Source organism: Maritimibacter sp. 55A14 (assembly GCF_003122205.1).
GTDB lineage: Bacteria > Pseudomonadota > Alphaproteobacteria > Rhodobacterales > Rhodobacteraceae > QEYE01.
Map to the genome: position 1 here is coordinate 292,353 of NZ_QEYE01000001.1, position 26,552 is coordinate 318,904.

29 protein-coding genes and 1 pseudogene are annotated in these 26,552 nt (G+C 66.5%); 19 read left to right on the plus strand and 11 right to left on the minus strand.

The window, feature by feature from the left end; genetic code table 11:
* Positions 1-31: 31 nt before the first annotated feature.
* Entirely contained in the window at positions 32-295 is a 264-nt protein-coding gene (locus tag DDZ14_RS01410; RefSeq protein ID WP_109423144.1) for a DUF2312 domain-containing protein, read from the minus strand.
* 80 nt (positions 296-375) lie between these two features.
* Entirely contained in the window at positions 376-1,872 is a 1,497-nt protein-coding gene (locus DDZ14_RS01415) for a sulfotransferase (RefSeq protein ID WP_109423145.1), read from the minus strand.
* A gap of 117 nt (positions 1,873-1,989) precedes the next feature.
* Here DDZ14_RS01415 and DDZ14_RS01420 point away from each other — a divergent pair, with 117 nt between their 5' ends.
* Positions 1,990-2,205, plus strand: coding sequence for a hypothetical protein (locus DDZ14_RS01420; RefSeq protein WP_109423200.1), 216 nt, complete (start codon positions 1,990-1,992; stop codon positions 2,203-2,205).
* Between the two features lie 4 nt (positions 2,206-2,209).
* Here the strand turns inward: DDZ14_RS01420 and DDZ14_RS01425 are convergent, their stop codons facing one another.
* From DDZ14_RS01425 to DDZ14_RS01435, 3 genes are all read right to left on the minus strand, one after another.
* Positions 2,210-3,199: a carboxylesterase gene (locus tag DDZ14_RS01425; RefSeq protein ID WP_109423146.1), complete on the minus strand. Its 990-nt coding sequence runs from the start codon at positions 3,197-3,199 to the stop codon at positions 2,210-2,212.
* Entirely contained in the window at positions 3,196-3,945 is a 750-nt protein-coding gene (locus tag DDZ14_RS01430; protein ID WP_109423147.1) for an alpha/beta fold hydrolase, read from the minus strand. Before DDZ14_RS01430 ends, DDZ14_RS01425 begins: the two co-directional genes overlap by 4 nt.
* Positions 3,946-4,026: 81 nt before the next feature.
* On the minus strand, positions 4,027-4,911 hold the full coding sequence (locus DDZ14_RS01435) for an RNA polymerase factor sigma-32 (protein WP_109423148.1): 885 nt from the start codon (positions 4,909-4,911) through the stop codon (positions 4,027-4,029).
* A gap of 65 nt (positions 4,912-4,976) precedes the next feature.
* On the opposite strand from DDZ14_RS01435, the gene DDZ14_RS01440 reads away from it, so the two are divergent.
* The 4 genes from DDZ14_RS01440 (at position 4,977) to DDZ14_RS19240 (ending at position 8,959) form a co-directional block, all read left to right on the plus strand.
* Positions 4,977-5,579 carry a MarR family winged helix-turn-helix transcriptional regulator gene (locus DDZ14_RS01440; RefSeq protein WP_233252431.1) on the plus strand — a complete coding sequence of 201 codons (603 nt, stop codon included), beginning with the start codon at positions 4,977-4,979 and terminating at the stop codon, positions 5,577-5,579.
* Entirely contained in the window at positions 5,576-5,902 is a 327-nt protein-coding gene (locus DDZ14_RS01445; RefSeq protein WP_109423149.1) for a hypothetical protein, read from the plus strand. The genes DDZ14_RS01440 and DDZ14_RS01445 overlap by 4 nt, the downstream gene beginning before the upstream one ends.
* 113 nt (positions 5,903-6,015) lie before the next feature.
* A complete protein-coding gene (thrS, locus tag DDZ14_RS01450; protein ID WP_109423150.1) occupies positions 6,016-7,962 on the plus strand; it encodes a threonine--tRNA ligase in 1,947 nt (648 codons plus the stop codon).
* Positions 7,963-8,239: 277 nt separating this feature from the next.
* Positions 8,240-8,959 (plus strand): hypothetical protein, encoded by a 720-nt coding sequence (locus DDZ14_RS19240; protein ID WP_146193045.1) that lies wholly within the window; start codon positions 8,240-8,242, stop codon positions 8,957-8,959.
* Between the two features lie 215 nt (positions 8,960-9,174).
* On the opposite strand, the gene DDZ14_RS01455 is transcribed toward DDZ14_RS19240, so the two are convergent.
* A complete protein-coding gene (locus tag DDZ14_RS01455; protein ID WP_146193046.1) occupies positions 9,175-9,741 on the minus strand; it encodes a hypothetical protein in 567 nt (188 codons plus the stop codon).
* 224 nt (positions 9,742-9,965) lie between these two features.
* Between DDZ14_RS01455 and infC the strand changes: the two genes are divergently transcribed.
* The 6 genes from infC to DDZ14_RS01485 all read left to right on the plus strand — a co-directional run bounded on the left by infC (position 9,966) and on the right by DDZ14_RS01485 (position 13,464).
* Entirely contained in the window at positions 9,966-10,508 is a 543-nt protein-coding gene (infC, locus tag DDZ14_RS01460) for a translation initiation factor IF-3 (RefSeq protein WP_109423202.1), read from the plus strand.
* A 2-nt stretch (positions 10,509-10,510) separates the two neighbouring features.
* Positions 10,511-11,176, plus strand: coding sequence for a DUF938 domain-containing protein (locus DDZ14_RS01465; protein WP_109423152.1), 666 nt, complete (start codon positions 10,511-10,513; stop codon positions 11,174-11,176).
* A gap of 43 nt (positions 11,177-11,219) precedes the next feature.
* Positions 11,220-11,567 (plus strand): ScnB-like protein, encoded by a 348-nt coding sequence (locus tag DDZ14_RS20190; RefSeq protein WP_369914270.1) that lies wholly within the window; start codon positions 11,220-11,222, stop codon positions 11,565-11,567.
* Complete coding sequence (locus tag DDZ14_RS20195; protein WP_369914272.1) at positions 11,560-11,844, plus strand: SH3-like domain-containing protein; 285 nt, start codon at positions 11,560-11,562, stop codon at positions 11,842-11,844. Before DDZ14_RS20190 ends, DDZ14_RS20195 begins: the two co-directional genes overlap by 8 nt.
* Positions 11,834-12,478, plus strand: a complete 645-nt coding sequence (gene nthA, locus DDZ14_RS01480; RefSeq protein ID WP_109423154.1) for a nitrile hydratase subunit alpha — start codon at positions 11,834-11,836, stop codon at positions 12,476-12,478. The genes DDZ14_RS20195 and nthA overlap by 11 nt, the downstream gene beginning before the upstream one ends.
* A 77-nt stretch (positions 12,479-12,555) precedes the next feature.
* Positions 12,556-13,464, plus strand: a complete 909-nt coding sequence (locus DDZ14_RS01485; protein WP_109423155.1) for a lysophospholipid acyltransferase family protein — start codon at positions 12,556-12,558, stop codon at positions 13,462-13,464.
* On the opposite strand, the gene DDZ14_RS01490 is transcribed toward DDZ14_RS01485, so the two are convergent.
* The 5 genes and pseudogenes from DDZ14_RS01490 to DDZ14_RS01510 form a co-directional block, all read right to left on the minus strand.
* Positions 13,428-14,126: a thioredoxin family protein gene (locus DDZ14_RS01490; RefSeq protein ID WP_109423156.1), complete on the minus strand. Its 699-nt coding sequence runs from the start codon at positions 14,124-14,126 to the stop codon at positions 13,428-13,430. The genes DDZ14_RS01485 and DDZ14_RS01490 overlap by 37 nt on opposite strands.
* A 156-nt stretch (positions 14,127-14,282) precedes the next feature.
* Positions 14,283-17,033, minus strand: coding sequence for an aconitate hydratase AcnA (acnA, locus tag DDZ14_RS01495; protein ID WP_109423157.1), 2,751 nt, complete (start codon positions 17,031-17,033; stop codon positions 14,283-14,285).
* Between the two features lie 163 nt (positions 17,034-17,196).
* Positions 17,197-17,886 (minus strand): annotated as a pseudogene (locus DDZ14_RS01500) (ABC transporter permease); the annotation flags it as partial.
* Positions 17,887-18,070: 184 nt separating this feature from the next.
* Positions 18,071-18,874: a taurine ABC transporter ATP-binding protein gene (locus tag DDZ14_RS01505; protein ID WP_109423204.1), complete on the minus strand. Its 804-nt coding sequence runs from the start codon at positions 18,872-18,874 to the stop codon at positions 18,071-18,073.
* A gap of 74 nt (positions 18,875-18,948) precedes the next feature.
* Positions 18,949-19,932, minus strand: a complete 984-nt coding sequence (locus DDZ14_RS01510; RefSeq protein ID WP_109423159.1) for an ABC transporter substrate-binding protein — start codon at positions 19,930-19,932, stop codon at positions 18,949-18,951.
* A gap of 251 nt (positions 19,933-20,183) precedes the next feature.
* On the opposite strand from DDZ14_RS01510, the gene ccmA reads away from it, so the two are divergent.
* The 8 genes from ccmA to DDZ14_RS01550 all read left to right on the plus strand — a co-directional run bounded on the left by ccmA (position 20,184) and on the right by DDZ14_RS01550 (position 26,520).
* Complete coding sequence (ccmA, locus tag DDZ14_RS01515) at positions 20,184-20,825, plus strand: heme ABC exporter ATP-binding protein CcmA (RefSeq protein ID WP_109423160.1); 642 nt, start codon at positions 20,184-20,186, stop codon at positions 20,823-20,825.
* Positions 20,822-21,478 carry a heme exporter protein CcmB gene (gene ccmB, locus DDZ14_RS01520; protein WP_109423161.1) on the plus strand — a complete coding sequence of 219 codons (657 nt, stop codon included), beginning with the start codon at positions 20,822-20,824 and terminating at the stop codon, positions 21,476-21,478. The genes ccmA and ccmB overlap by 4 nt, the downstream gene beginning before the upstream one ends.
* Before the next feature lie 57 nt (positions 21,479-21,535).
* The gene (locus tag DDZ14_RS01525; protein WP_109423162.1) at positions 21,536-22,267 is read left to right on the plus strand and encodes a heme ABC transporter permease; all 732 of its coding nucleotides are present in this window, start codon (positions 21,536-21,538) and stop codon (positions 22,265-22,267) included.
* Positions 22,264-22,425 carry a heme exporter protein CcmD gene (gene ccmD, locus DDZ14_RS01530; RefSeq protein WP_199221257.1) on the plus strand — a complete coding sequence of 54 codons (162 nt, stop codon included), beginning with the start codon at positions 22,264-22,266 and terminating at the stop codon, positions 22,423-22,425. The genes DDZ14_RS01525 and ccmD overlap by 4 nt, the downstream gene beginning before the upstream one ends.
* Positions 22,415-22,960: a DsbE family thiol:disulfide interchange protein gene (locus DDZ14_RS01535; protein WP_109423163.1), complete on the plus strand. Its 546-nt coding sequence runs from the start codon at positions 22,415-22,417 to the stop codon at positions 22,958-22,960. Before ccmD ends, DDZ14_RS01535 begins: the two co-directional genes overlap by 11 nt.
* Positions 22,961-23,031: 71 nt before the next feature.
* The gene (pyrC, locus tag DDZ14_RS01540) at positions 23,032-24,069 is read left to right on the plus strand and encodes a dihydroorotase (protein WP_109423164.1); all 1,038 of its coding nucleotides are present in this window, start codon (positions 23,032-23,034) and stop codon (positions 24,067-24,069) included.
* A 75-nt stretch (positions 24,070-24,144) separates the two neighbouring features.
* On the plus strand, positions 24,145-24,825 hold the full coding sequence (locus DDZ14_RS01545; RefSeq protein WP_109423165.1) for an orotate phosphoribosyltransferase: 681 nt from the start codon (positions 24,145-24,147) through the stop codon (positions 24,823-24,825).
* 189 nt (positions 24,826-25,014) lie between these two features.
* Positions 25,015-26,520: a replicative DNA helicase gene (locus DDZ14_RS01550; protein WP_109423166.1), complete on the plus strand. Its 1,506-nt coding sequence runs from the start codon at positions 25,015-25,017 to the stop codon at positions 26,518-26,520.
* Positions 26,521-26,552: the final 32 nt, after the last annotated feature.

The window sequence follows — 26,552 nt, forward strand, 5'->3', positions numbered from 1 at the left end:
GCCACAATCGGCGGCGCCGGGACGGGGCGCCTTACATGCCAAGTGCCTCGCGGTAAAGCTCCAGGATCGCCTCTTCCTCGCTCAACTCCTGCGGGTCCTTCTTGCGCATCGCCACGACCTTGCGCAGCACGCGCGTGTCGTAGCCGCGCGCCTTGGCCTCGGCCATGACCTCCTTCTGCTGATCGGCGATGTCCTTCTTCTCGGCCTCCAGCCGCTCGAAGCGCTCCACGAAGGAGCGCAGCTCCTCCCGCGTCACGCGCGTGGTCTCCGAAATGCCGTCGCTCTCGTCGTTCATCCTGCCTGTCCTCGTCTCTGTCGCGGACCCCGTTCCTAGAGCGCGCGCGCGCGCCCCGCAAGGCCCCCGAATGCGGGGTGTCACACCAGTCCCTCGAGACCCTCCAGCAGCGGCCCCAGATGGGCCTCATAGCGCCGCCAGTCCTGCGAGCTGCCGCGATAGACCGGCCGGCGGACCTGCGCGGCGCTGGCCGTGCTGACCGCGCGGGCCGAGCGGTGCGGTGCCAGGCAGGCCGCATCCCAGTCCAGCCCGCAGGCCGCCAGCAACCGCCGCGTGCCCGCCTCCGGGTCTTCGGTGAAGGCCTCGTAATCCAGATCGGCGATGCGGCCGGGCAGACACGCGTGCCAGCGCGCCATCAGATCGGCATACATCCGGTAATAGGCCGCGATATCGGCAAGGTCGCAGGCAAAACCCGCCCGCGCGCTGGCAAACCAGGTACGGAAGACCGACCAGCAGACGGCCCGCGCGTCGCGCCGCAGATGGATGACCGGGGCCTCGGGAAAGGCCGCGGCGATCAGCCCGGCCAGCAGGAAATTCTGCGGCATCTTGTCGGTGACGAACGCGCGCCCCGCGCCGCGCTGCGCCAGCCCGGCGAGATAGGCCTCGCGCAGCACTTCCAGGCCCGTGCGATCCGGCCCCGCGAAGCCCGGATCGGCGGCGGCGCGCAAGAGCGGCCCGGCCGAGCGGCTGAGCAGTTCCAGCTCGCCCTCGCCCGCCACGTCGCGGTGGCAGGCCAGGACCTGTTCGATCAGCGTGGTGCCCGATCGCGGCATTCCGACGATGAAGATCGGACAAGGCGCGGCGCGGCGGCGCGGCGCCAGCGGCGGGGCGGTCAGCCGCGCTGCCCGGTCGAAGAGCGCACGGTCGGCCTCGATCCGGTAGTCCAGCGCGGATTTGCGCAGCGCGCCGGCACGGGCGAAATGATCGAAGGCCGCCGCCGTCTCGCCCAGATCGTCGTGCGCCTTGCCCAGCGCGTGATGGAGCATCGCCCGGCCGGTGGCGTCGCGGCCCGGATCGGCGGCAAGCGCTTCCATCCGGTCGAGCCGCGAATCGCCGGGCTGTGCGGGTGCCACGAGCCCCAGCGCCATATGCGCGGCGGCATGATCCGGATCGGCTGCCAACGCGCGCCGGTACGCCTCGGCGGCTTCCGCCATCCGGCCCAGATCCTGGAGCGCGACCCCCATCCCGAACTGCGCCGCGGCGCGTTCGGGCGCAAGCTCGGCGGCGCGGCGGTGGCTCTCCAGCGCCGCCTCCGCCCGGCCCGCCAGGCGCTGCACATCGCCCAGCCGGCTCAGCACCCGCGCGTCGCCCGGCGCCAGGCGCAGCGCCTCATCGAGGCTCGCGATCGCGGCCAGGTGCCAGGCCCCCGCACTCAGCTTCTCGCCGAGTCCGTAATGGGCGCGCGCCGCGTCGGGCTCGGCGTTGAGCGCGCGCAATTCGGCCAGCACCTTGCGGTTGCGCGGGAAGCGTTCCAGCACTGCGGCCAGCAGGTCGAACGCAGCCTGCGGGTCGCCCTCGCGGGCAAGCCGCCGGGCGCGCGGCACCGCCTGCGCAACATTGGGAAGCGGTCCGGCCATCCTGCCCTGCCCCGTCTGCAATTCTTTGCCGGGCCGAACGTAGGGTCAGGCCCCGTTATCTGCAACCCGCCAGCGCGGATGCTTGCGCGCGAACCGGCGGCGGGGTATTGGCGGGCCATGGAATGGCTCGTCTATATCGGCGCGGTTTTCGCGCTCGCCGGGTTCGGCCTGCTGGTCTGGTGCATCCTGCGTGTGGCCCGGGCGCGGCGCGCCAACCTCTCCGACGAGGCGCTGCGCGCCGAGGTGCAGAAGGTGGTGGCTCCCAATCTGGGCGCGCTCTTTCTGTCGGCTCTGGGGCTGATGATGATCGTGGTGGGCCTCTTTCTGAACTGACCGCTCAGAGCCCCGCCACCCAATCCAGTATCTCCGCGACCATCGGTCCGGTCTGGCCGGGGCTCAGGATGTCGCCGGCGATGACATGGGCGAACGGGTCGTCGCCCATCCCCATGCGGCGCGGAGCGACCGTCACCGGTCCGCCCCAGCGCCCTGCCACCAGCCGGGCCGCGGCCGGGTCCACCACCTGGTCCGCGTCGGAGAAGGTGAAGAAGGCGGGCAACGCGAGCGCGGAGTAGTCGCGCGCCCGCGCTTCGGCCACCATCGCGGCCATCGGCACCAGCGCCTCGGTGGGATAGCGCGTGGTCCAGTAGCGGGCGTGGGCGTCGTTCTGCGCCGCGAAGCTCCGCTCCGCGCCTGCGATCAGTGGCACCCAGCGACGCGCGTAAGGCAGGGTTAGCAGCGCGGCGGCCGGGTTCTGCACCCGGAAGTTGGGCGAGACGAAGACAAGCGCGTCGATCTTATTGGCCAGGTCGGGCTCCGTCGTGGCGAGCGCGGCCAGCGTGGCCCCGGTGGAGGTGGCAAGCACCAGCACCCGGTCGCCCAACCGCCGGCCGATGGCCAGCGCCTCTTCCGCGTCACGCCACCAGGCTGCGACTCTGGCTTCGGCCAGCGCCGCCCCGCCGCGCCCGTGTCCGGCGAGCCGCGCGAAATAGAGATTGGCGCCCAGCCCTTCGGCGAGCCTGTCGGGCACCGGGCGAATCTCCTGCGAGGTGGCCGAGAAACCGTGCAGATAGACCACCGCCCAGCCAGTGCGCGCGCCGGGCTCTCCGGCCCAGAGGACGTGCTTTTCCGTACCGGACGTGATGTCGGTGAACCGCGCCTCCCGCCCCGCCAGATAGGCGTCAATGTCGGCGCCGATCACGGCCGGGTCGAAGGCCGGGCCGCGCGCCACCGGCTCTCGCGGCCCGTAGAGCGCCAGCAGCACGCCGGCGAGCGCAAGCGCGGCGAGAGCGACCAGCGCGCCCTTCAGGACGCGGCGCAACGCGCTCATCCGGCGCGCTCGAGCACTTCGGCCAGGCTCTGCTCGATCAGCATCAGGCATTCGGGGTCCGAGAAGCGGTGATCGGCGCCCTTCACCAGCGTCAGCCGGATATCCCCGCCGTCGGCATGGTCGAGAAGCCTGAGTGCGACCGAGATGTCCACATCGGCATCCGCCGTTCCTTGCAGCAGCCGCACCGGAAAGGGCAGCGCCAGCGGGGCGCGCAGCACCAGATGTGCGCGCCCGTCCTCGATCAGGCGGCGGGTGATGCGGTAGGGCTCGTCGGAATAGTCGGAGGGCATGTCCACATGGCCCGTATCCATCAGCGCCGCGCGCTGCGCGGCATCGAAACCCGCCCACATGCTGTCCTCGGTGAAATCCGGCGCGGCGGCGATGCCGAGCATCCCGGCGATGCGGCCGGGCCGTGCCTTCGCGGCCAGGAGCGCGATCCAGCCACCCATCGAAGAGCCGACCAGTACCTGCGGCCCCTCGGTCAGCGCGTCGATGGCTGCGACCGCGTCCTCGGCCCAGTCGCCGATGGCCCCTTCCAGGAAAACGCCGGAGGACTGCCCGTGGCCCGAATAGTCGAGCCGCAGAAAGCTTCGGCCCATCGCGCGCACCCAGGCTTCGAGATGGAGCGCCTTGGTGCCCTCCATGTCCGAGCGGAAGCCGCCCAGAAAGACCACGCCGGGGCCGGAACCCGAACTCTGCTCATAGGCGATGTGCCGGCCCTGCGGCGTGTCGAGAAATTGCGGCATGCGGCCCTCCCCGGCGCTGGCTTCTTCCAGTGCCGCGGAGCCTAGCGCGCCGGGCGCGCGCCGCGCAACAGCGCCCCGGCGTCAGCCCGCGCCGACCTTCCGCGCCTCGGCCGGGAGGGCGGCGCGCATCGCGTCGGTCAGCCGCTCCAGCCCGCGCTCCTCCAACTGACGTATACGTTCCTTGGAGACACCCATCTGCACACCCAGTTCCGACAGGGTCGGCGGATCCTCCGTCAGGCGGCGTGCAACGACGATGCTGCGCTCGCGCTCCGGCAGGGTCCCGAGCGCATCTTCCAGCGCGTCGTGAAGCCGCGCACGGTGGCTGCGCTCCATCACCTCGTCGGCGCCCAGCGGCGTCTCGTCCTCCAGCAGGTCGAGCCATTCGCGCCCGTCCTCGTCGGCGCGCTGCGGCGCGTTGAGCGACATGTCCGGTCCGGACATGCGCCCGAGCATGTCGCGCACCTGCTCCTCGGGCACGTTGAGCTCCCGCGCGATGGCGCCGACCGGGTCGCGGGCGGCGGGGCTGTCGGGGTCGTCGGCGGCGCGGCGTTCGATCTGCGCGCGCACGCGGCCCAGATTGAAGAAGATCGACTTCTGCGGCGCCGTGGTGCCGGTGCGCACGATCGACCAGTTGCGCAGGACGTAGTCGCGAATCGACGCCTTCACCCACCAGCTTGCATAGGTGGAGAAACGCGCGCCGTGGTCCGGGTCGAACTTTTCGGCCGCCTTGAGCAGGCCGAGATTGGCCTGTTGCAGCAGGTCCTCCTGCGACAGCCCGTAGCGGCGGAACCCACGCGCCAGTGACACCGCCAGCCGCCCATAGGCATTGATCAGGCGGTGCAGCGCGGCCTCGTCGTGCTCGTCACGCCAGGCGCGCGCCAAGCGCTGCTCGGTTTCGGCATCGAGCATTTCCGTAGCCATCGCCTGCTTGCGGAAATCGCGATCCGCGCTGACATGCATGTTCATGGCGTTTCCCCCGGAGTTAGTAGCGTGTCGAAACTATTTCCCAAAGCGCCGGTCTTGTCAAGATAATGTCGGAACGCTATTTCACCGTCATGACAGCGTCACGCAGGGCGGCGCATTGCGCCGAGTTGATCATCCATCTTGCCCGGCTCGCCCAGAGCGGCGAGACCGATCCGCGCCTGACGCCAGCACAATGGACGGCGCTGCGCTATTTCGCGCGCGCCAACCGGTTCTCCCGGACGCCATCGGCCTTTTCCAGCTTTCACGCCACCACGCGCGGGACCGCCTCGCAGACCGTGAAATCGCTGGTTGCGCTGGGGCTGCTCGAAGGCCAACGCAGCGAGGCGGACGGGCGTTCCACGCTCTTCGAGCTGACCGCGACGGGGCACGCGCTGCTGGAGCGCGATCCGCTCTGCTGCCTGACCGCGGCGCTGGACGGGCTCGCGCCCGAGACCCGCGCCGCCCTGCTGGACGGGTTGCGCGACGTGCAGACCGGGCTGGCTTCCGCCCGCGGGACCGAGCATTTCGGCACCTGCGGCGATTGCTGCCACCGCGAGAAATCCTCGGGCGGGGGATGCTACTGCGCCTCGGTGCTCGCGACCGTGCCCGAGGGTGAGGAAGGCAAGCTCTGTATCGGCTTCGCGCCGCGCGGCGGCAGCGGGCCGGCATGACGGAAACCCTGCCGAACCGGCTGCGCGCGTATGTCATGGGCCTGAAACGCCGGGATCTGCCAATCGCTTACGCCGCACTGGCGCAGGCGCTTGACGTGCCGGGTCCGGGCCGGATCGCCCGGCTGGGCGCGGCGCTGGAGACGTTGATGGCCGAAGATCAGGCCGCCGAGCGGCCCTTCCTGGCCGCGCTCGTGATCAGCCGCAGCGGCAGCGGCATCCCGGCGCCGGGATATTTCGACGCCGCCACCGCCCTGCGCGGCACACCCGATCACGACCACGCGGCCGAGATGGCCGCGGCCCTGCGCCATTATTTCACGGGCTGACTGACGCGAAGGCGCGTTGACTTCCCGCGCCGGTCCGTCCAAAAACCCTTCCCGACACATCTGACCCGCAACCGGGCGTTTCGTAGGCGCCAAACCGACGAGGAGACAGGCCGATGGCCGATATTTCCCTGACATTTCCAGATGGCAACGCGCGCAGCTTCCCGCAGGGCGTCACCCCCGCCGATGTCGCAGCCGAGATATCCAAGTCACTGGCCAAGAAGGCGATCTCGGCCACCGTGAACGGGCGGCACTGGGATCTGCAATGGCCGATCGAGGACGACGCGACGATCGCAATCCACACGATGAAGGATGAAGATCAGGCCAATGAGCTGATCCGCCACGATCTGGCCCATGTCATGGCCCGCGCAGTGCAGGAGCTCTGGCCGGACGTCAAAGTCACCATCGGCCCGGTCATCCGGAACGGCTGGTATTACGATTTCGACCGCGAGGAGCCCTTCACCCCTGAAGACCTGGGCGCGATCGAAAGGAAAATGAAGGAAATCATCAACCTGCGCGATCCCGTCAGGACCGAGGTCTGGGACCGCGACCGCGCGATCCAGCACTACAGGGACACCGGCGAGCCCTTCAAGGTCGAACTGATCGAGGCGATCCCCGAGGGCGAACCGGTGCGCATGTACTGGCACGGCCACTGGCAGGATCTGTGCCGCGGCCCGCATCTGCAGCACACCGGCCAACTGCCCGCCGACGCCTTCAAGCTGATGAGCGTGGCGGGCGCCTATTGGCGCGGCGATTCCAACCGCCCGATGCTGCAGCGGATCTACGGCGTGGGCTTCACCGGCAAGGAAAAGCTCAAGGCGTATCTGACCTTCCTCGAAGAGGCCGAGAAACGCGACCACCGCAGGTTGGGCCGCGAGATGGAGCTGTTTCACTTCCAGGAAGAAGCGCCCGGCATGGTGTTCTGGCATCCCAACGGATGGTCGATCTACCGCACGCTCGAAGACTACATGCGGCGCAAGCTGGACCGTGCCGGTTATCGCGAGATCAACACACCTCAGGTCGTCGACCGCAAGCTGTGGGAGGCCAGCGGGCACTGGGACAAATACCGCGAGAACATGTACATCACGGAGATCGACGAAGAGCACGCGAATGAAAAACGCGTCAACGCCCTGAAGCCGATGAACTGCCCCTGCCATGTGCAGATCTTCAACCAGGGCATCAAATCCTACCGCGATCTGCCGCTGCGGCTGGCCGAGTTCGGATCGTGCCATCGGTACGAGGCGCATGGCGCGCTGCACGGGCTGATGCGGGTGCGCGGGTTTACGCAGGATGACGCGCATATCTTCTGCACCGAGGACCAGATCGAGGACGAATGCAGCAAGTTCATAGACCTGCTGGGTTCGATATACAGCGACATGGGATTCTCGAAGTTCGACATCAAGTTGTCGACCCGCCCCGAGGTGCGTGTGGGCTCGGACGCGGTCTGGGACAAGGCCGAAGCGGCCCTGGAAAAGGCGATCCTGTCGGTGCGCAACGATTACGAGCTCGACCCCGGCGAAGGCGCCTTCTATGGACCGAAACTGGATTTCAAGCTGACCGACGCGATCGGGCGGGAATGGCAATGCGGCACCTTCCAGGCCGATTTCAACCTGCCCGAGCGGCTGGACGCGACCTATGTGGGCGAGGACGGCGCAAAGCACCGCCCGGTGATGCTGCACCGCGCGATCCTGGGCAGTTTCGAGCGTTTCCTGGGCATCCTGATCGAGAACCATGCCGGGCGGCTGCCGCTCTGGCTGGCGCCTCGGCAGGTCGTGGTGGCCTCCATCGTCTCGGACGCCGATCCCTTCGTGGATGAGGTCGTGGCGGCGCTCACGGCCACCGGGCTGCGGGCCGAGGCCGACACCCGCAACGAGAAGATCAACTACAAGGTGCGGGAGCATTCGCTGGGCAAGGTGCCGGTGATCCTGGCTGTCGGCGCGCGCGAGGTCGAGGCGCGCAGCGTCTCGATGCGGCGGCTGGGCGACAACCGTTCCGAAGTGGTGGCGCTGGAGGACGTGGTCGCGCATCTGGCCGCGGAGGCCCGCCCGCCCGACCTGCGCTGACGCGCCGGGCACAAAAAAGGCCGGGAATATGCATGCAAGCCCCTTACCGGCTGCGTTGTGGATCGCGACTGGCTTCAGGCGCGATCTGCAACCGCGCACTGACTGCTTTGAGCCACAGTGCTTGGTGCTGCGCTATGCATGAATGTCCATTTTAAGAAGAACTGCCTTTAACCGTAACCGCGTGCTTAATCTAGGGGGTACGTCTTAAAGATGCCAAATTGGATGACTAATGTCATGGCCGAAGAAATGCGTTGAATAACAACCGACAGGCGATGACATGACAAAGATCAGACGTCTTTCGATGCTGGGCAGACGTCTTTCGATGCTGGGCAGACGTCTTTCGATGCTGGGCAGACGTCTGGTCATTGGGGCGACGTGCGGCGTTTTCGTGCTATCCAATGTTGCGATGTCGCAAACCTCTAAGGCCTCTGACGGTCCGAGATTCCTAGGGGTCGGAGAGCGAAGCAGCATGTTTAAAGACGCCCCTATACCGGATGAATGCGACTTCATTTCCTACAACGTCAGTTTTTGTACTGATGGGACAGATTGGGTATTGGAACGTAAACCGATACACGGTGAACAAGCGCTTTATCAGCTTTCCGAAGATCGCCGCGCGTCATTTACGGTGATCCCTATGAAAAAAAACGCTGCGCTCAACCTTACCCCGGTTGAAATAGAAACACTGTTAGATCAGCGAATTTTTGCGGACGGTCCACGGGGCCAAATGACAATCGAGACAAATGCCTCAGAAATACTAGTGCCCAATGGAGGGATACTGCATAGGCGGGCTTTTGTCAGAGACACCGAAGGCCATGTCCACCTGTTGCAGGTTACTGTGTCGACACTCAACTATGGACTTGGCTTTTTTGAAACGACGATGGCGCTTTCCAGCACAGTTGAAACACCACAGATTTCAGAGGAACACTTTGCTTTTCACGATGAGTTTCTCAAAATCATACGGATATCAATAAGCGTCAAGGGGGTTCTGACCTATTGAGGAAAGCCGCCATCTGCATAACCGCTGCGGACGGCAGCTCCGTCCCGCAGAGCAAACCTCCAGGATAAAACACGCCCTCGCAGACATCTGCGAGGGCGCAAATCCATCGAGGCCCGATAAGGCAGCAAGGCAGCCCACTCGGCCCGAGGATGCAACCAATCCCGAAAGGGGCTTGATCTGCACGTCCGGCCTTTCCGTTTTCAGGGGCGGCCGCGTCAGTTCGACAGGGCAGTCCTGATCTGCTCGACCACCTGCGAAATCATGTCCGGGTCGTCGCGTGCCTGTTCGAGAGAAGCCTCGATGGCGGCCCGCTCCATCGGGTCGATATCGGCATCCTCGATCAGCGCGCTCAATTCCTCAACGGTCGGGTCTTCCATCGCATTGAGCTGCTCCAGCGTGGAGCCGGTCGCGGTATCCTGCGCTTCGTCGATGGCATCGGCAGTGGCGTCCGCGGCGTCTGTCGCCGTCTCGGTGGCCGAATCGACCGCGTCGGAAGCCGCGTCACCCGCCGCATCGGCGGCATCGCCTGCGGCATCCATCGCATCGCCGGCCGTATCCGCGGCGGCGTCCGCTGCATCCTGCATGGCCTGCCCTGCGGCTTCGGCCTCGTCCTGCATGTCAGCGGCCGCATCGTCCCCGGCCTCGCCAGCCCCCTCGACAACATCGGGGGCCGTGATCTCTTCATCCGCGACCGAAACCGGCGCGGGCTCCTCGCGGGCCCCGAAATACAGATACCCGGCGACAGCGGCCACGACGACCAGGCCTATCCAAACATACTTCATGATCAATCCACCCTCGGTAGGCCGCGTCGTCCTTCCGGGCAAGCCCCGGACAGGATGCGGCGCCGTTGAATTAGGTGCGGCGCCAGGATGGGTCAATGCGTGGATCAAGATGCCGCGGGTTTCGGCGGACGGACGCCGTCCTCCGGGCCGAATCAGCTTGATTGCCCACTGGCCCCTGTCTATTTTCGCCCGAGTTACGTTTTACCACAGAAGGACTTGAACCCATAGCCCGCAGACCTCACAACGCGCCCCCGACGCGCGACACCGGCCCCCGTGTAAATGAACGCATAAGGTCGACCGAAATCCGGCTCATCGGCCCCGAAGGCGAAAATCTGGGCGTCTCCACCCCCGAACATGGTATGCGGCTGGCCGACGAGGCCGGGCTCGATCTGGTGGAGATTTCCCCCAACGCGAATCCGCCCGTCTGCAAGGTGATGGATTTCGGTAAGTTCAAATACGAGACGCAGAAGCGCGAATCCGAGGCCCGCAAGAAGCAGAAGATCATCGAGATCAAGGAGGTCAAGTTCCGGCCCAACACGGACACGCATGACTATCAGGTCAAGCTCAGGAACGTGCTGCGCTTCCTTGAGAACGGCGACAAGGTGAAGGTCACGCTGCGTTTCCGCGGCCGCGAGATGGCGCATCAGGAATTGGGCCGCGAGTTGCTGGAACGCGTGGCCGAGGATGTGAAGGAAATCGGCAAGGTCGAGAACATGCCGAAGATGGAAGGCCGCCAGATGATCATGATGGTCGGCCCCGTCAAATAGCGATGAACCGCCCGCCTTCCGCGCAGGCCCCGAAATACGATGCGGTGGCCGAAGACGGGCGGATCTCCGCGCCCACCTATGACCGTAACATCGCGCCCCTAACCGAGGCGCTCGCCCCCTGGCTGGAAGGCCGGACGGGGCGCGCGCTGGAGATCGGCTCGGGGCCGGGCCAGCATGTCACCGCGCTGGCCCGCAGCTTTCCGTCGCTCTCCTGGACCGGCTCCGACCCCGATCCGGCACATCTGCGCAGCATCGCCGCCTGGACCGCCCATCTGGGCGTCCCCGTGGCGCCGCCGCTGGCGCTCGACGCCGCGACCGAATGGGCCGCGCGTCCGGACATCGCAGCCATCGCCCCGCTGGAGCTGATCCTGAACCTCAATGTCATCCACATCACCCCGATGGAGGTTGCGCGGGGCATCCTGCGAGGCGCGGGGCAATGCCTGGCGCCGGGCGGGCTGCTGGCCTTCTACGGCCCGTTCCGCGAGAACGGCGCGCATACCGGCGAGGGCAACGCCCGCTTCGACGAAGGCCTGCGCGCGCGCAACCCCGACTGGGGCATCCGCGACGCCGGCGAGATTGCCGAGCTGGGCGCGGCTGAGGGGCTTGAACACACCGCCCTGATCCCGATGCCCGCGAACAACCGCATCCTGCTTCTGCGGCGCGGCTGAAAACCGTTTGCCAAGCCGGGGGCGGCCGCCCTACGCTTGGGCCATGAGTGAATTCGACGGACATCGCTGGCATGACATGGGCGGGCGCGAGGCCGGTGCGATCGACCTCGCGCAGCACGATTATGCGCTCTGGGAGAAGCGCGTCGACGCGCTGATGGTGCTGGCCTCGGAAAAGGGCCATTTCACCGTGGACGGCTTGCGCCGCGCGCTGGAGGACATGGGCGAGCAGGCCTTCGAGACGATGAGCTATTACGAGCGCTGGATCGCGGCGGTGAACCAGAACCTGCTGGAGGCCGGGGTCTACACGATCGAGGAACTGGGCCGGCGCATGGAAGAGGTGCAGGCCCGCGGCGCGACCTATGGCGAGGCGGCGGAGAAGCGCGATGCCTGAGCGCGTCCGCGTCAGCCGCAGGATGCCGCCCGGCCATGTCCGCGCGCCAGCCTATCTGCGCGGCAAGACCGGCGTGGTGGAACGCGCCCTGGGCCGGTTCGCCAATCCCGAGCAACTGGCCTACGGCCTGCCGGCCGGCAAAGAACCGCTCTATCGCGTGCGCTTCACCATGGCCGAGGTCTGGGGCGCGGCGGCGGAACGCCCGGACGACACGATAGACGCCGAGATCTTCGCCCATTGGCTGACCCCCGTGACGGAGCGGCAGGATGCCCCATGACCACCATGACCACGACCATCTGAGCCCCTCCGGCCACCCGTACCGGAAGGATCAGGATCACCCGCTGAGCTATTGGCAGACAATGGAAATCGCCGTTCGCGAGCTTCTGGTGGAGAAAGGCGTGACCTCCGACGCCGAGATCATGGCGCAGATCGACAGGATGGATGCGCGCTCCCCCGCCGACGGGGCGCGGGTGGTGGCGCGGGCCTGGACCGACCCGGAGTTCAAGGCGCGGCTGCTGGCGGATGCCTCCGCCGCCTCGCGCGAGATGGGCTTCGATATCGGCGCACTGCGGCTGATCGCGGTGGAGAACACCGCGCAGGTCCACAATGTCATCGTCTGCACGCTCTGCTCGTGCTATCCGCGCAACCTGCTGGGCCTGCCGCCGGACTGGTACAAGCAGCGCGCCTATCGGTCCCGCGTGGTGCGCGAGCCGCGCAAGGTGCTGCGCGAATTCGGGCTGGAACTGCCTGACGACGTGACCGTCCGGATCCATGATTCGACCGCCGACATGCGCTACATCGTGTTGCCGCGCCGCCCCGATGGCACGGAGGGGATGGACGAGGCCGCGCTGGCCGCCCTCGTCACCCGCGACGCGATGATCGGTGTTGGCGTAGCGCGCATGCCCGGCTGACCGGGCCGCGGGCTTGTCGCGCCCTGCTCCGGAGCTTATGACCGCTGACAGAGCTTCGCGAGCGGGAGAGCAGGCCGATGGCCGGAACCTTCAAATCCATGACCGACCGACTGAGCGACCTTGCCATTCGCGGCCTGATCCGCGCGGCGTTCCTGCTGCCCTATCGTTGGCGCGTCCCAGCGGTGGGCTGGCTCACGGGGCAGATTCTGGCGCCTCTGGTGGGCTGGCGGGCGCGCATCCGCGCCAATCTGGCCCATGTGCTCCCCGACCTGCCGCGCGCCGAGGTCCGGCGGCTCTGCCGCGAGGTGCCCGACAATGCCGGGCGTACCTTCATCGAATTCTACTCGGTGGAGGAGTTCCACGACCGCATGAGACGCGCCCCCCTGGTCGGTCCGGGCCTTGCCGTCTTCGACGCTGCCAAGGCCGAAGGCCGCCCGGTGGTGATGATCTCGGGACATTTCGCGAATTACCAGGCGATCAATGTCGCCATAAACCTGCATGGCGAGCAGATCGGCGTGCTCTACCGCCCGATGAACAACCCCTATTTCAACAAGCATTACGTCGAGACCACCCGCCGGATCGCCGAGCCCATCTTCCCGCGCGACAAACGCGGCATGGCGCAATTGATCCGGCATCTGCGCGGCGGCGGCAATGTCGGCATCCTGATCGACCAGTTCTTTCGCAACGGGGCGGCGCTCGACTTTTTCGGCAAGCCCGCACCCACAGCGCTGTCGGCGGCCGAGCTTGCGCTGAAAACCGACGCGCTTCTGCTGCCAGCCTTCGCGATCCGGCAGGAGAACGGGCTGGATTTCATCGTCGAGATGGAAGAGCCGATCCCGCATAGCGACGCCGAGACGATGACGCAGGACTTCAACCGCCGGCTGGAGGCGCGGGTGCGCGCGCATATGGGACAATGGTTGTGGATTCACCGGCGCTGGAAGCCGGAGCTTCAGCGCAGGCGTGCCGCCGCGAGTATCGGTCCCTGAGCCTCGGCCTGGACGATCACGGCCACCGGCGCGTCGCCAGTGATCTCCACTTCGGTCGACCAGTTGCCGCCGCCGTCCCAGACGCCCAGATCGGTCCAGTTCGTGACGATGTTGTGATAGTCGATCTCGCGCCCGGCATTCTCGCCACGCTCGATCTTCACCGTCTGCTTGGGATCGTAGCGCACGAGTTGCACGACGCAGGGCACGCTTTCCATCGCCTCGGCCGTCAGTTCAATCGACAGCCTGTCGCCAATGCGTTCCAGCCGGATATCGACCGGCGCGGGCTCGGCCTTCTGCTCTTCGATGGTGGCATCGACATTCTCGCGATGCGCGCCCATCAACCGCTTTTGACCGTTGACCACGATCTGCGGCGTGTAGATCGTGGAGGTACCCGCGGCCTGCGCATAGGCGCGCTGCCGTTCGGTATGAGACGGGGTCGCAAAAATGTCCTTCCAGCCGATATAGTCCCAGTAATCCACATGCAACGCCAGGGCGATGACATCGTCGCGCTCCGCCAGTTGCCCCAGATAGGCATCGGCCGGAGGACAGGACGAACAGCCTTGCGACGTGAACAACTCCACCACGACGACAGGCTCCGTCTCCGCAACCAGGGGTGTTGCGGTCAGGGACAGGGAGAGGATCGCGGCGGAAAGCAGGCGCATGAAACTTTTATCCGTTTGCGGTACGGGGCTTGAATACCGCGCTCCCTCTTGAAAGGCCAATCAAGCCTTCGAGAGATGAATGTCACCCATGTTAACAGAAAAAAGACCCCGGCAAAGGGCCGGGGTCCATCATTTTCGCGCATTTTTTTTTGCCTGTCAGCCGGCCTTGGCCAGGTTGCGCAACACGTAATGCAGCACGCCGCCATTCTGGACGTATTCGATCTCCACCTCGGTGTCGATCCGGCTTTTCAGCGTGATTTCCTTCGTCGTTCCATCGGCATAGGTGATCGTGCAGGGTATCTCCGCCTGCGGGCGCATGTCGCCTTCGAGCCCGGTGATCGACACGGTTTCCGCGCCGGTCAGGCCCAGCGACTTGCGCGTGTCGCCGCCGGTGAATTCGAATGGAATCACGCCCATCCCCACCAGGTTGGAGCGGTGGATGCGCTCGAAATTCTCGGCGATCACCGCCTTGACGCCCAGCAGCGCGGTGCCCTTGGCCGCCCAGTCGCGCGACGATCCGGCACCGTATTGCTCGCCCGCGAAGATCACCAGCGGCGTATCCTTGGCCTGATAATCCATCGCCGCGTCGAAGATCGTCGTCTCCTCGCCATCGGGACCCTTGGTGTAGCCGCCCTCGACTCCGTCCAGCATCTCGTTGCGGATGCGGATATTGGCGAAGGTGCCGCGCATCATCACCTCGTGATTGCCGCGCCGCGATCCGTAGGAGTTGAAGTCGCGCGGCGCGACCTGCCGCTCGGTCAGGTATTTGCCCGCCGGGGTCGACGGCTTGAAGCTGCCCGCCGGGCTGATGTGGTCAGTCGTGACCATATCGCCCAGCACCGCCAGGACGCGCGCATCGGAAATGTCGGAAATCGTGCCCGCCTCCGGTGACATGTCCTGGAAATAGGGCGGGTTCTGCACATAGGTCGATTGCGGCGGCCAATCATAGGTCAGGCCCTCGGAGGTTTCGACCGCGCGCCATTTCTCGTCGCCCTTGAAGACGTCGGCATATTTCGACCGGAACGCCTCGCGGGTGACGGTCCGCTCGACCAGTTCGGCGATCTCCTTCTGGGTCGGCCAGATGTCCTTCATATAGACGTCATCGCCGTTCTTGTCGGTGCCGATCGGGTCGTTCGTCAGGTTGATGTTCATGTCGCCGGCCAGCGCGTAGACCACCACCAGTGGCGGCGAGGCCAGGTAGTTTGCGCGCACATCGGGGCTGATCCGACCCTCGAAGTTGCGGTTGCCGGACAGAACCGAGGTGGCGATCAGGTCGTTGTCGCTGATCGCCTTGGAGATCTCGGGCTGGAGCGGGCCGGAATTGCCGATGCAGGTGGTGCAGCCATAGCCCACGAGGTTGAAGCCGATGGCGTCCAGATCCTCCTGCAGGCCCGCCGCCTCGAGGTAGTGCGACACGACCTGGGAGCCCGGCGCGAGCGAGGTCTTGACCCAGGGTTTGCGGTTCAGACCCAGTTCGCGCGCCTTGCGCGCCACCAGCCCCGCGCCGATCATCACGTAGGGGTTGGAGGTGTTGGTGCAGGACGTGATCGAGGCGATCACCACCGAGCCGTCGCGCAACTCGTAATCCTCGCCCTCGACCTTGGCCGTCTGGCGCGGATCGTTGTTCACGTCGGGGGCGGGGCCTTCGGCGGCCATGTCGCAGGCGGCCTTGCTCTCGTCCTCGCCGCGGTATTCGGCGACCACTTCGAAGAACCTGGCAGCCGCCTCGGTCAGCGCGGTGTGATCCTGCGGCCGCTTGGGGCCCGAGATCGCGGGCACCACGTCGCCCATGTCCAGATGCAGCGTGTCGGTATAGACCGGGTCGTAATCGCTGTCGCGCCATAGCCCGTTCTCGCGCGCATAGGCCTCGACCAGTGCGATGCGGTCCTTGTCGCGGCCGGTTTGTTCGAGATAGCGCAGCGTCTCGCCGTCGATCGGGAAGAAGCCGCAGGTGGCGCCGTATTCGGGGGCCATGTTGGCGATGGTGGCACGGTCTGCCAGCGGCAGGTGGTCGAGCCCGTCGCCGTAAAACTCGACGAACTTGCCGACCACGCCCTTCTTGCGCAGCATCTGCACGACCTTGAGCACCAGGTCGGTGGCGGTGGTGCCCTCGACCATCGCGCCGGTCAGGCGGAAGCCCACCACTTCGGGGATCAGCATGGAGATCGGCTGGCCCAACATCGCGGCCTCGGCCTCGATCCCGCCGACGCCCCAGCCCAGCACCGCCAGGCCGTTGATCATGGTGGTGTGACTGTCGGTGCCGACCAGCGTATCGGGATAGGCGACCTCCTCGCCATTCTGGTCCTTGTCGGTCCAGACCGTCTGCGCCAGGTATTCCAGGTTCACCTGGTGGCAGATGCCGGTGCCCGGCGGCACGACGCGGAAATTGTTGAATGCGCCCTGCCCCCATTTCAGGAACTGGTAGCGTTCCATGTTCCGCTCATACTCGCGGTCCACGTTCATCTGGAAGGCGCGGGGATTGCCGAACTCGTCGATCATCACCGAATGGTCGATCACCAGATCGACCGGGTTGAGCGGATTGATCTTCTCCGCATCGCCGCCCAGCGCCACGATCCCGTCGCGCATCGCGGCCAGGTCCACCACCGCCGGGACGCCGGTGAAGTCCTGCATCAGCACGCGCGCCGGCCGGTAGGCGATCTCGCGCCGGGTGCTGCCGCCCTGCTCGGCCCAGTCCGAGAAGGCCTTGATGTCGTCGATATGGACCGTCTTGCCGTCCTCGAAACGCAGCATGTTCTCCAGCACGACCTTCAACGCCGCCGGCAGGCGGGTGAATTTGCCGAGACCGGCGGCCTCGGCGGCCTTGATGGAGTAATAGGCGACCGACCTGTCGCCCACGGTCAGTGTCTTTCTGGTTTTTGCTGAATCATGTCCGACGGTGATGGTCATGGCGGCCTCCTGGCATATGGCTAAGCTCCGGGTCCTTGTGGCCGATATGCCCAGTCACGGGCGCGGGTGCAAGGAGTCGCACGCAATGTATGCAATTGTGTACTGACAATCCAGAGGCATTTTCGCACCCCCGCACAACCTTCCACAAGGCCCGGCGCAGCGCTCAGCCCTTGCCTTTCCAGGGAACCAGAAGCCGCTCCAGCCAGCGCATGACCATCTCGATCGCATAGCCGATGGCGCCGATGATCAGGATGCCGATCACCACGGTATCGGTTTGCAGGAAGTTCTTGGCGATCATGATCATCGAGCCCACGCCGCGATCCGCGGCCACCAGTTCCGCCGCCACCACCGTACCCCAGCAGACGCCCATCGCGGTGCGGATGCCGGTGAAAATCTCGGGCAGCGTGTTGGGCAGGATGACGTGGCGCAGGATCTGTATCCGGGATGCGCCCAGCGAGTAAGCGGCATGGACCTTTGAGATCTTCACGCTCGACACGCCGGAGCGCGCGGCGATCGTCATGATGAAGAGCGAGGCCAGGAAGAGCAGGAATATCTTTGCGGTCTCGTCGATGCCGAACCACAGGATGATGAGCGGGATGAGCGCCAGCGGCGGAATGGGCCGCATGAACTCCACGATCGGATCGAAGAGCCCGCGCGCAATCGACGACAGGCCCATCGCGAAGCCCAGCGGAATGCCCACGAGCGCGCCCAGGAGCACCCCCGAGATCACGCGGTAGACGCTGATCCAGACATGCTCCCACAGGGCGACGTTGCGGAAGCCCTCGTTGATCAGCTTTGCCGCACGCTCCACCGTGCCGTCGAGAGGGGGCCAGAAGAACGGCTCCACCCACCCGAAGATCGACGAGAGCGTCCAGAGCGTGAAGAGAACCACCACCACGGCGATGGAATAGAAGCGCCCGGAATTGACCGCGCTCGCATCGCCGAATTTCACGGTCTTCTGGCGGGTGAAGGCATTGTCGGCCAGCCCCAGCCACATCATCAGCGCCGATGGCCGCTTTCCGTTCTCCGCCATGCGTTCACTCCCCCGTTCCGCCGGCCATGATCTCTTCCTCCATGCTCCAGATCATTGAGAGGATTTCCTCGCGCCGTTCCACGTAATCGGTCGAGGATTTCACCTCGCGCGGATCCTGCGTCAGGCCGCGTTCGGCGAAGGGCAGGCGATAGTCCTTCTCGATCCGGCCGGGCCGCGGCGCCATGACGATCAGGCGCGAGCCCAGGAAAAGCGCCTCCTCCACCGAATGGGTGATGAGGAGGATCGTCTTGCCGGTCTCCTGCCACAGCTTAAGAATCAGCCCCTGCATCTTCTCGCGCGTCAGCGCGTCGAGCGCGCCCAGCGGCTCGTCCATCAGGATCACGTCCGGATCGTTGGCCAGACAGCGCGCCAGCGCGACGCGCTGCTGCATCCCGCCCGAAAGCTGGTAGACCGGCTTTTCCCCAAAGCCCGCGAGCCCGACGAGATTGAGCAGGTTTTCTACCTTCGCGCGGGTCTCGGCGCGCGGCCGCCCGGCCATGTTGGGGCCGAAGGCGATGTTCCTCTCCACGTTCAGCCACTCGAAGAGCGCACCCTGCTGGAAGACCATACCGCGTTCGGCGTCCGGCCCCCTGACCTCGTGACCGTTCAGCCGGACGGCGCCCCGCGTGGGCGACAGGAAGCCCGCGATGATGTTGAGCAGCGTGGTCTTGCCGCAGCCCGACGGGCCCAGGACGGTGACGATCTCGCCCGCACCGATCTCCAGGCTTACATCCTTGAGCGCGTGGATATCCGCCGCCCCCGGCAAGGTGAAGGTCATCGAGACGTTGTCGATATGGATGCCGTCCATCGGCGCCTCCGGTCGGGTCTTTCGGGCAGCGGCGCAGACGGGCGGCGGGCCGGGGCGCGCCGCCCGGTGCCGGGTCACTTCAGGAAGCTGTCGTCCACGAAACCGGAATAGTCGTCGAGCACCGTCTCCAGCCCGCCGTTTTCCTTCATCACCTTGGCGACGCCGGCTGTCATGTCCTGAATGCCGCCGCCCAGCCAGTTCGGGCCAAGCTGCGCCTCGGCGCTGGGAAAGCCGAAATTGCCCAGCATCGCCCTGGTGGCATCCTCGTCCATGCCGGCGGCCTTCGCGATGGTCGGGATCCTGGCGTCGGGGTCGGCCTTGTAGGCGATGTTGGCGGCCTCGGTCACCTCCATGAAGCCGCGCACCAGGTCGGGATGTTCGGCCGCAAAACTCTCGGTCACGGTGACGATGTCGAAGGTGTTGATGCCGATGGCCTCCTGCTCGGCGCCGGTCATCAGCGGGCTGCCCACGGTCTTCATCCGGTCGATCGCGCCACCGAAGGCGCAGCCCATCACCACGTCGCCGCGCACCAGCGCCACGGCGGCGTCGGCTGGGTTCATCTGCACCAGGTCGACCTTGTTCACGTCCACGTCCAGATGCTCCAGCGTGCGCAGGAGCTTGTAATGGGTGACGTTGCCGAAGGGCGTGGCGACCTTCTTGCCTTCCAGTTCCTTGGCGTTCTCCTTGGTGATGCCGCTGTCGTCGCGCACGACGCAGAGGTCGTTCTCCGCATAGGTCACCGCGACGCCCACGAGCTTGAGCGGCGCGCCGTTGGTCACGCCCACCACGAAGGGCACGAAACCCTGACTGTAGGCGATCTGGACATCGCCCGACACCATCGCCTGCGTCATCTCGTTTCCGTTGCCGAAGGCGCGCCATTCCACGTCGACGCCCATCGCCTCGTCATAGGTCTCCTCGATCTGGGCCACCTGGTTGGCGGTCGGCCATTCGAGGAAATAGGCCACTGTCACCTTGTCGAGCGCGCTGGCCGCCGAGACCGCCAGCCCGGCGGCGAGTGCGGTTGCGCAAAACAGTCCGGTCCGTGTCGCTGTTTTCATGATGCAATACCCCCTGTTGTCGTGCGGCGCTTGCCCGGCTGCGGCGAAACCCGCGACCCGCGGCGCCCGTTTTCGTGGCCGTTTCCACGTGACGCATGGTGAACCGATACGAGCGTGACGCAAGCCCCGCCCGCCCGATACATCCAGATTTTCGCTTCCACTAGTCCAGTTGCGGCAATCCCGTGCGCCCCGTCCGCGCTGCGGCCGATCGGCGCTTCCCGCCGCCCGCGCCTTGGGCTAGACCGGCGGGGATGGAACTGCGCGTGCATGATCTGGCCTGCCGCCGCGGCGAGGTGACGGTGATCGAGGGGCTGAACTTCCGGCTCGCCCCCGGCGATTGCCTGGTATTGCGCGGGCCCAACGGGTCGGGCAAGACGACGCTCCTGCGCACGCTGGCCGGGCTGGCCCCGCCGGCGGCGGGCCGCATCGAACTGGACGAGGACGCGATCCTCTATGCCGGCCATGCCGACGGGATCAAGGCGCAGCTCACCGTGGCCGAGAACCTGGCCTTCTGGGCGCGCGTCTATGGCGGGGCGGATATCGCCCCGGCGTTGGCGGCCTTCCGGCTGGGCGACCTGCGCGACCGGCAGGCACAGCATCTCTCGGCCGGGCAGAAGCGGCGGCTGGGCCTGGCCCGGCTCAAGGTCTGCCCGCGGCCGGTCTGGGCGCTGGATGAGCCCACCGTGTCGCTCGACCGCGAGACCGTGGCGACCTTCGCCGATGTGGTTGCCGACCATTGCACCGCCGGCGGCAGCGCGATCATCGCGACCCATGTGGATCTGGGGATTGCCGGGACGCGGCTGCTCGACATCGCGCCCTTCCGCGCGCGAGAGGACGGCGATGCGGGCTCGCCTTTTCTCGATGCGGCGTTCGACGCGGAGCCCGCACGATGATGGCGCTCTTGCGCCGCGACCTGACGCTCGCGCTGCGCAGCGGCGGCGGGTTCGGGCTGTCGCTGGCCTTCTTCCTGATCGTGGTCACGCTGGTCCCCTTCGGCGTCGGCCCGCAGACCGCGACCTTGGCGGGCATCGCGCCGGGCATCCTGTGGCTCGGCGCGCTGCTGGCCTGCCTGCTCTCGCTCGACCGTATCTTCCAGCTCGATTTCGAGGACGGATCGCTCGACCTGCTGGCCACCGCGCCGCTGCCGCTGGAGGGCGTGGTCGCGGTCAAGGCGCTGGCCCACTGGCTGGTCACCGGGCTGCCGCTGACGCTGGCCGCCCCGGTCCTGGGGTTGCTCCTGAACCTGCCCGACGGCGCCTATTCGTGGCTCCTGCTCAGCCTCGCAACGGGCACGCCGGCACTGAGCTTCCTGGGCGCCTTCGGCGCGGCGCTGACGGTGGGTCTCAAACGCGGCGGGCTTCTGCTTTCGCTTCTCGTGCTGCCGCTCTACATCCCCACGCTGATCTTCGGGGCCGAGGCGGTGCGCCGCGCCGCCGACGGCCTCTCGCCCGCCACGCCCGCGATGATCCTGGCCGCGATCACCGCGGCCACGGTCGCGCTGATCCCCTATGCCGCCGCCGCCGCGCTGCGGATCAATCTGAAGTGACCGCCTGCGACCGTGCGGCACTTTCGGCGCCACCGCACAAGGCTTAGAAAGAGACCCATGTCGATCTGGGAATACGCAAATCCCGTGCGATTCATCCGCACCGCAGACCGCGTCCTGCCCTGGGCCGCGGCGCTGACTGCCGCCGCGCTGCTGGTGGGGCTGATCTGGGGCTTCTTCTTCACCCCCGACGACTACCGGCAAGGGTCGACCGTGAAGATCATCTTCCTGCATGTCCCCGCCGCGATGATGGCGATCAATGCCTGGGCAATGATGCTGGTCACCTCGATCATCTGGCTGGTGCGCCGCCACCACGTCTCGGCGCTGGCGGCCAAGGCGGCGGCGCCGATCGGCATCACCATGACGCTGATCGCGCTTTACACCGGGGCGGTCTGGGGCCAGCCGATGTGGGGCACTTGGTGGGAATGGGACCCGCGGCTGACCGCCTTCCTGATCCTCTTCATCTTCTACCTGGGCTACATGGCGCTCTGGGCCGCGATCGAGAACCCCGACACCGCCGCCGACCTGACCTCGGTGCTCTGCATCGTCGGCTCGGTCTTCGCGCTGCTATCGCGCTACGCGGTGAATTTCTGGAACCAGGGGCTTCATCAGGGCGCATCGCTGTCGCTCGATGCCGAAGAGAATGTGCACGACGTCTTCTACTACCCGTTGCTCTTCTGCATCGCGGGCTTCATCCTGCTCTTCGTCACGCTGGTCCTGCTGCGCACCCGGACCGAGATCCGGGCCCGCCGCATCGCCGCGCTGCTGGCACGGGAGGCGCGCGCCGCATGATGCCGGAACTGGGGAAATACGCGGTCGAGGTGCTCTCGGCCTATGCCGTCTCCATCCTGCTGATCGCGGGGCTGGTGGCGCTGTCGCTCTGGCGCTCGGCGCGGATGCGGCGCGAGTTGAGGCAAATCGAGGAAAGGCATCGCCGCAATGGCCGGTAAACTCTCACCCATGGTGGTCCTGCCGCCGCTGGTCTTCGCCGCACTCGCCGCGCTTTTCTTCTTCGGCCTGAACCGCGAGGATCCGGACGCCCTGCCCTCGGCGCTGGCGGGCAAGTCCGCGCCCCCGGTCGCACTGGAGCCGCTGGGCAGCGCACCCATCTTCGACGACGCGATGCTGCGCGCGCCGGGCGTCAAGCTGGTGAATTTCTGGGCAAGCTGGTGCGCGCCCTGCCGGGTCGAACACCCCAATCTGGAGGCGCTGGGCGCCGAGGGCGTGGCGATCTACGGCGTCAACTACAAGGACAAGCCGGGAAACGCGCTGCGCTTCCTGGACGAGCTGGGCAACCCCTATGCGGCGCTGGGCGCCGATCCGGAAGGGCGCATGGGGATTGACTGGGGCCTCTACGGCGTGCCGGAAACCTACATGATCGACGGCCAGGGCAATATCGTGCTGCGCTTCGCCGGACCGATCACGCAGCGCGCGCTGGAAAGCCGCATCCGCCCCGCAATGGCCGAGGCTGGCGCCGGCGGCTGAGCACCCCCGCAAGCGGCTGGAAATGCCCGGCCGCTTGGTGTAGGCGACAGAGCGGCTTCTCGAGGAACCCGATGACCCGGACATTGACAATCCGCCGCCCCGACGACTGGCACCTGCATCTGCGCGACGGCGCGATGCTGGACGGCGTCGCCCCCGAAAGCGCGCGCCATTTCGCCCGCGCGATCGTCATGCCGAACCTCGTGCCACCGGTGCTGACCGGCCGCGACGCCGCCGCCTATCGCGACCGCATCCTGGCCGCCCTGCCCGAGGGCGCGGGCTTCACGCCGCTCATGACGCTCTACCTGACCGAGACCACGGACCCCGCCGACGTGACCGCCGCCCATGCCGCAGGTCTGATCCACGCGGTCAAACTCTACCCCGCCGGCGCCACCACCAACTCCGCCTCGGGCGTGCGCGATTTCGACCGGGTCCGCCCGGTGCTGGAGGCAATGGCCGAAGCCGGCATCCCGCTTTGCGTGCATGGCGAGGTGACGGAGCCGGATGTGGACATATTCGACCGCGAGGCGGTTTTCATCGACCGCGTACTCGATCCCCTGCGCCGCGCCACGCCGGGGCTCAGGGTGGTGATGGAACATATCACCACCGCGCAGGGGGTGAACTATGTGAAGGCTGGCGGAAACGGGCTGGGGGCCACGATCACCGTCCATCACCTGGTCATCAACCGCAACCACATCCTGGCGGGCGGCATCCGGCCGCATTACTATTGCCTGCCCGTGGCCAAGCGCGAGGAACACCGTCTGGCGCTTCGCGCCGCCGCCACCTCCGGCGAGGCGCGCTTCTTCCTGGGCACCGACAGCGCGCCCCATGCCGACCCGCTGAAGGAAAGCGCCTGCGGCTGCGCGGGCTGCTTCACTGCGCCCAACGCCATGTCGATCCTCGCTCATGTCTTCGAGGAGGAGGCGGCGCTCGACCGGCTCGAAGCCTTCACTTCGCTGAACGGTCCCGCCTTCTACGGCCTGCCGCCGAACGCCGCGACGCTCACTCTCACGAGGGGCGACCCCGTCGCCTACCCCTACCGGATCGAGACCGGCGCGGGTCCCGTCACGCTATTCGATCCGGGCTTCCCGCTGCATTGGCGGGCCGCCTGATTTCTTCTTGCTCCAAATATCCCCGCCGGAGGCACTGATCCCGCTCGCGCCCCGGCCCCGCGAAAGGACCGACAGATGATCCCCACCTCCTTCCCGCCAGCCCAGGACATCGCCCGTCTCACGGCCCGGATGCTGCTGGAAATCGAAGCGGTGCATTTCAATGCGGCCGAGCCTTACACGCTGGCCTCCGGCCTGCCCTCGCCCGCCTATATCGACTGCCGCAAGCTCATCTCCTACCCGCGTATCCGCGCCACGCTGATGGATTTCCTGGCCTGCACGGTGATGCGCGAAGCGGGCTTCGAGGCGTTCGACAATATCGCCGGCGGCGAGACCGCGGGCATTCCCTTCGCCGCGATGGTGGCCGAACGCATGGGCCTGCCGATGAGCTACGTGCGCAAGAAGCCCAAGGGCTACGGGCGCAACGCGCGAATCGAAGGCGCGATGGCCGAGGGCGACCGTGTCCTCCTGGTCGAGGACCTGACCACCGATGGCGGCAGCAAGCTGAGCTTCGTCGATGCGATCCGCGACACCGGTGCGAGTTGCGCGCATACCGCCGTGATCTTCTATTACGGCATCTTTCCGGAGACCGAAAAGACGCTTGGGGATCATGGCGTTGCGCTCCATCACCTGTGCACCTGGTGGGACGTCCTGGCGGAGGCGAAATCGGCTGGCGCCTTCGATGCGGCGACCCTGTCGGAGGTGGAGAAATTCCTGTCCGAACCGCGCGCCTGGCAGGAGGCGCAGGCCACGCGCTGACGCCGGGCCGGTAAAAAAAATCTGCCACCGCCATCCACCCCAGAGCACACCAGCAGTTGACGGAAGACCCACACATGCCCCAATATGTGGGGGATTGTGGAGGATTCACATTCTATCCACAGAAACATACAATTTGCCAGGCAGGGCGCTCAGCCGTTAAGAAATGGTCCCAAAAGGGGACAGGCAGGCATGAACGAGATCAGCGTATTCCGACCGGATGCGGCGGGCAGCGACGGCACGGGTGCAGGGGCAGGCACCCTGCCGCACAATATCGAAGCCGAACAGCAATTGCTGGGGGCGGTTCTCACCAATAACGACATCTACGACCGGATCGCGGCGATCGTCCGGGCCGAGCATTTCTACGACCCGGTCCATGCCCGCATCTTCGAGGTCGCCGCGCAGCGCATCCAGAAGAACGCGCTGGCCTCGCCGGTCACGCTCAAGGCTTTCCTGGAGGAGGACGAGGGCCTGGCCGAACTCGGCGGGCCGTCCTATCTGGTGCGGCTCGCCGGTGCCTCGATCTCCGCCTTCGCGGCGCGCGACTATGCGCAGATGATCTATGACCTGGCGATCCGGCGCGAGCTCATGGCGCTGGGTCAGGACATCGCCGCGCGCGCCGGGCGCGTCGATGTCGAGAGCGACCCGAAGGACCAGATCGTCGAGGCCGAGCAGAAGCTCTACAAGCTGGGCGAGGAAGGCAAGTCGGAGACCGGCTTCCAGAGCTTCCTGAAGGCGGTGACGGACGCGGTCAATGTCGCCAATGCCGCCTATCAGCGCGACGGCGGGCTCGCCGGTGTCTCCACCGGGCTGACCGACCTGGACAAGAAGCTGGGCGGGCTGCACCGCTCGGACCTGCTGATCCTGGCCGGGCGACCGTCGATGGGCAAGACCTCGCTGGCCACCAACGTGGCCTTCAACATCGCACGCGCCTACCGCAAGGGCGCCCTGCCCGACGGGCGCGAGGGCGCGGTGGAGGGCGGCGTGGTCGGCTTCTTCAGCCTGGAGATGTCGGCCGAACAGCTTGCCGCACGCATCCTCTCGGAATCCTCCGAAGTGCCCTCCGAGCAGATCCGGCGCGGCGACATGACCGAGGCCGAGTTCCGCCGCTTCGTGGAGGCCGCCAAGACGCTGGAGGCCTGCCCGCTCTATATCGACGATACGCCGGCGCTGCCGATCAGCCAGCTTGCCGCCCGCGCCCGGCGCCTCAAGCGCACGCATGGGCTCGACGCGCTCTTTGTCGACTATCTGCAACTCGTCCGCCCGGCCACCGCCAAGGACAGCCGCGTGAACGAGGTCTCCGAGATCACACAGGGGCTGAAAGCCATCGCCAAGGAGCTCGACATTCCCGTGGTCGCGCTCAGCCAGCTCTCCCGGCAGGTCGAGAACCGCGAGGACAAGCGCCCGCAGCTCTCCGACCTGCGCGAGTCCGGCTCCATCGAACAGGATGCCGACGTGGTGATGTTCGTGTTCCGCGAAGAATACTACAAGGAGCGCGAGAAACCGGGCGACCACGATCTCGACGCGATGGTGAAATGGCAGGAAGCGATGGAGTCGGTCCACGGCAAGGCCGAGGTCATCATCGGCAAGCAGCGCCACGGCCCGATCGGCGCGGTGGAGCTCAGCTTCGAAGGCCAGTTCACCCGCTTCGGCAATCTGGTCAAGCCGTGGCAATCGGGCGGCGGCGATTTCGGCTGACCCGTTGGTGACTTGCCTTGCCGGGCGGGTGC

Coding starts and splice junctions, on each gene's coding strand:
- DDZ14_RS01445 (WP_109423149.1), top strand. CDS start 5,576: ATGACGGAAACCCTGCCGAACCGGCTGCGCGCGTATGTCATGGGCCTG.
- DDZ14_RS01465 (WP_109423152.1), top strand. CDS start 10,511: ATGAACCGCCCGCCTTCCGCGCAGGCCCCGAAATACGATGCGGTGGCC.
- ccmD (WP_199221257.1), top strand. CDS start 22,264: ATGATGCCGGAACTGGGGAAATACGCGGTCGAGGTGCTCTCGGCCTAT.
- nthA (WP_109423154.1), top strand. CDS start 11,834: ATGCCCCATGACCACCATGACCACGACCATCTGAGCCCCTCCGGCCAC.
- DDZ14_RS01425 (WP_109423146.1), bottom strand. CDS start 3,199: ATGAGCGCGTTGCGCCGCGTCCTGAAGGGCGCGCTGGTCGCTCTCGCC.
- ccmB (WP_109423161.1), top strand. CDS start 20,822: ATGATGGCGCTCTTGCGCCGCGACCTGACGCTCGCGCTGCGCAGCGGC.
- DDZ14_RS01430 (WP_109423147.1), bottom strand. CDS start 3,945: ATGCCGCAATTTCTCGACACGCCGCAGGGCCGGCACATCGCCTATGAG.
- DDZ14_RS01545 (WP_109423165.1), top strand. CDS start 24,145: ATGATCCCCACCTCCTTCCCGCCAGCCCAGGACATCGCCCGTCTCACG.
- acnA (WP_109423157.1), bottom strand. CDS start 17,033: ATGACCATCACCGTCGGACATGATTCAGCAAAAACCAGAAAGACACTG.
- DDZ14_RS01435 (WP_109423148.1), bottom strand. CDS start 4,911: ATGAACATGCATGTCAGCGCGGATCGCGATTTCCGCAAGCAGGCGATG.
- DDZ14_RS20195 (WP_369914272.1), top strand. CDS start 11,560: ATGCCTGAGCGCGTCCGCGTCAGCCGCAGGATGCCGCCCGGCCATGTC.
- DDZ14_RS01410 (WP_109423144.1), bottom strand. CDS start 295: ATGAACGACGAGAGCGACGGCATTTCGGAGACCACGCGCGTGACGCGG.
- thrS (WP_109423150.1), top strand. CDS start 6,016: ATGGCCGATATTTCCCTGACATTTCCAGATGGCAACGCGCGCAGCTTC.
- DDZ14_RS01440 (WP_233252431.1), top strand. CDS start 4,977: ATGTCGGAACGCTATTTCACCGTCATGACAGCGTCACGCAGGGCGGCG.
- DDZ14_RS01510 (WP_109423159.1), bottom strand. CDS start 19,932: ATGAAAACAGCGACACGGACCGGACTGTTTTGCGCAACCGCACTCGCC.
- DDZ14_RS01550 (WP_109423166.1), top strand. CDS start 25,015: ATGAACGAGATCAGCGTATTCCGACCGGATGCGGCGGGCAGCGACGGC.
- DDZ14_RS01415 (WP_109423145.1), bottom strand. CDS start 1,872: ATGGCCGGACCGCTTCCCAATGTTGCGCAGGCGGTGCCGCGCGCCCGG.
- DDZ14_RS01485 (WP_109423155.1), top strand. CDS start 12,556: ATGGCCGGAACCTTCAAATCCATGACCGACCGACTGAGCGACCTTGCC.
- DDZ14_RS01525 (WP_109423162.1), top strand. CDS start 21,536: ATGTCGATCTGGGAATACGCAAATCCCGTGCGATTCATCCGCACCGCA.
- DDZ14_RS19240 (WP_146193045.1), top strand. CDS start 8,240: ATGACAAAGATCAGACGTCTTTCGATGCTGGGCAGACGTCTTTCGATG.
- ccmA (WP_109423160.1), top strand. CDS start 20,184: ATGGAACTGCGCGTGCATGATCTGGCCTGCCGCCGCGGCGAGGTGACG.
- DDZ14_RS20190 (WP_369914270.1), top strand. CDS start 11,220: ATGAGTGAATTCGACGGACATCGCTGGCATGACATGGGCGGGCGCGAG.
- DDZ14_RS01505 (WP_109423204.1), bottom strand. CDS start 18,874: ATGGACGGCATCCATATCGACAACGTCTCGATGACCTTCACCTTGCCG.
- DDZ14_RS01490 (WP_109423156.1), bottom strand. CDS start 14,126: ATGCGCCTGCTTTCCGCCGCGATCCTCTCCCTGTCCCTGACCGCAACA.
- DDZ14_RS01455 (WP_146193046.1), bottom strand. CDS start 9,741: ATGAAGTATGTTTGGATAGGCCTGGTCGTCGTGGCCGCTGTCGCCGGG.
- DDZ14_RS01535 (WP_109423163.1), top strand. CDS start 22,415: ATGGCCGGTAAACTCTCACCCATGGTGGTCCTGCCGCCGCTGGTCTTC.
- DDZ14_RS01420 (WP_109423200.1), top strand. CDS start 1,990: ATGGAATGGCTCGTCTATATCGGCGCGGTTTTCGCGCTCGCCGGGTTC.
- pyrC (WP_109423164.1), top strand. CDS start 23,032: ATGACCCGGACATTGACAATCCGCCGCCCCGACGACTGGCACCTGCAT.